The sequence below is a fragment of the Frankia sp. AiPs1 genome, assembly GCF_023716945.1.
Taxonomy (GTDB): Bacteria; Actinomycetota; Actinomycetes; order Frankiales; family Frankiaceae; genus Frankia.
Genome location: NZ_JAMQQF010000759.1, coordinates 1 through 2,261, shown reverse-complemented (window position 1 = coordinate 2,261; position 2,261 = coordinate 1). Strand labels below are relative to the sequence as shown.

Here is a 2,261-nt window from a genome sequence, read left to right as displayed (position 1 = left end):
GGCCTGGTCGCGCAGCCGCTCCAGCACCCGGCGGTCGCGCTTGGTCGGCCGCCCCGCACCCCGGTCGCGCACGGCCACGGCCGGGGTCGGATCGCGCAGCACCGGGGGGCTGTGGTCGACGAAGCACTCGGCCGCCTCCGGCGCCCCGACCCGCTTGCGCAGCACCTTGGTGATCACGACGATCCGTTCCCGCCCGGCGAGCCGGACCCGGATCTCGTCGCCCGCGCGGACCAGGTGCGCGGGTTTGATCCGGTCGCTGTTGAGCCGGACGTGCCCGGCCCGGCAGGCATCCGTCGCCTGCGAGCGCGTCTTGACCAGCCGCACGCACCAGATCCACGTGTCGGCCCGGACGGAGTCCTCCGGCGGTGCCATGGGGTGACTCTACGAACCGGGCCGGGGCGCCCGCGCCGGTGCGTGGCGCTGGGCCGCGCGCACCACCACCCGAGCGATCTCGTAGCCGGCGATGGGCAGTTTCAGCCACCAGTGGCCGAGGAACCGGTAGTCGTCGGTGGCGACGACCCGAACGGCGAGCTCGGGCCGCAGCCGGTGCAGGTACCGGCGTCCGCGCGCCGCGTGCAGCGGATCCGAGGCGATCGCGACCGTGTCCGCGGACTCGACGAACGGCAGCGCGAACGTGATGTTCTCCCAGGTGTTGCGGGCCGAGGTCTCCAGCCGGATCTTCTCCGCGGGCACGCCGAGCGCCTCGCGGGCATACCCGGCCATGGCCTCCGCCTCGGTCACCGCGCCGGGCGGCCCGCCGCCGGTGAAGATCAGCAGGCTGTCCGCGTCCGGGGCGAGGGAGCGCACGCCGATCTCCGTGCGCCAGCGCTGGAGTGGATGCAGCGTGCCCGCGCGGGTCGACGGGAAACCGAGGACGACCACCGCCTGAGCGCCCCGCCCCGCCGGGTGAGCCCGTCCGTCGCCGCGCAGCTGGCGCGAAGCCACCCAGCTCAGCGCCTCGGCGAGGACGACCGGGGCGGAGGCGACGGCGACGGTGACGCGCAGCCGTCGTGCCCATGGTCGAGGCCGGGCGGCTCGGGTCGCGGTCACGCCGGTATACAACACCGAGCCCGACCGCTGTATGTCGGTTCGGCCGGTGATGCGACGGATGTCCCTGTCGGCCCACGGCAGACGACGATCATGCCGCGATCGTAGGCGCAGTAGGGTAATCCTGACGCTGTCGATCGGTGTGGACGCGCGGGCGGGAACCCGGGAGCCCCGGGAGCCGGCGCGACGACGGCAGGCGCGCCAGAGGGGGAGTCGACCGTGCGGCCGTTCCGGTTCGGGGTGAACATGGTGGCGCTCTCGGCGCCGGGGGAGTGGTCGGCGGCTGCCCGCCGGGTCGAGGAGCTGGGCTACGACGTGCTGCTCATCCCCGACCACCTCGGGCTGCCCGCGCCGTTCCCGGCGCTGGTCGCGGCCGGGGCCGCCACCGGCCTGCGGCTTGGCACCTTCGTCCTCAACGCGGCCTTCTACAACCCGGTGTTGCTGGCCCGCGAGGTCGCGACCACCGACGTGCTGACGGCGGGGCGCCTGGAGCTCGGCGTCGGCACCGGTTACGTCGCCGAGGAGTTCGCCGCCGCCGGCATCGCGCTCGGCACCGCGCGGGAGCGCGTCGACACCCTCGAGCGGGTCATCGACGCGGTGTACGGCGCGCTGGGCGACCCCGCCAGCGTGCCGCAGCCGGTGCAGCGGCCGGTGCCGCTGGTGGTCGGCTGCAACGGCAACCGGATGATCACCCTGGCGGCGCGCCGGGCGAACATCGCCGCGTTCGCCGGCGCCACCTCCGACCCGGCGAACCCGACGAACCTGCGGCTGCTGTCCGGCGCCGCGTTCGCCGAGCGGATCGCGTTCTTCGAGAAGGTCGCCGGCGACCGCGCGGGCGAGGTGGAACGCAACCTGCTCGTCCAGGATGTCACCGTCACCGACGACCGGGAGGCGGCGCTGGCGGCCTGGGCGCCCCGGCTGCCGTACCTGAGCGCCGAAGAGATCCCCACGGTCCCGACGCTGCTGGCCGGCACCGTCGACGAGATTGCCGACCAGGTGCGCGGCCTGCGTGAACGGTTCGGCATCAGCTACTTCACCGTCCTGCAGCCCGCGCTGGAGGCGTTCGCCCCGGTGATCGCCGCACTGCGCCGCAACTGACCGCGCCACCGGGTGCGGGGGGGCGGGGGGGGGGGGGGCGGGGGGGGGGGGGGGGGGGGCGGGGGGGGGGGGGGGGGGGGGGGGGGGGGGGGGGGGGGGGGGGGGGGGGGGGGGGG

Annotated in this window: 4 protein-coding genes; 1 reads left to right on the top strand and 3 read right to left on the bottom strand. The window is 75.7% G+C overall.

Annotated elements, in window-relative coordinates:
- On the bottom strand, positions 1-372 hold a 372-nt coding region (locus ND748_RS30350; RefSeq protein WP_251749683.1), incomplete at its 3' end, for an RNA-binding S4 domain-containing protein.
- 9 nt (positions 373-381) lie between these two features.
- Positions 382-1,050: a YdcF family protein gene (locus ND748_RS30345; protein WP_251749681.1), complete on the bottom strand. Its 669-nt coding sequence runs from the start codon at positions 1,048-1,050 to the stop codon at positions 382-384.
- Between the two features lie 216 nt (positions 1,051-1,266).
- On the opposite strand from ND748_RS30345, the gene ND748_RS30340 reads away from it, so the two are divergent.
- Complete coding sequence (locus ND748_RS30340; RefSeq protein WP_251749679.1) at positions 1,267-2,145, top strand: TIGR03621 family F420-dependent LLM class oxidoreductase; 879 nt, start codon at positions 1,267-1,269, stop codon at positions 2,143-2,145.
- Here the strand turns inward: ND748_RS30340 and ND748_RS30335 are convergent.
- Positions 2,076-2,261, bottom strand: a 186-nt coding sequence (locus ND748_RS30335) for a hypothetical protein (protein WP_251749677.1), incomplete at its 5' end; no start/stop codon positions are given. The two genes, ND748_RS30340 and ND748_RS30335, sit on opposite strands and share 70 nt — an antisense overlap.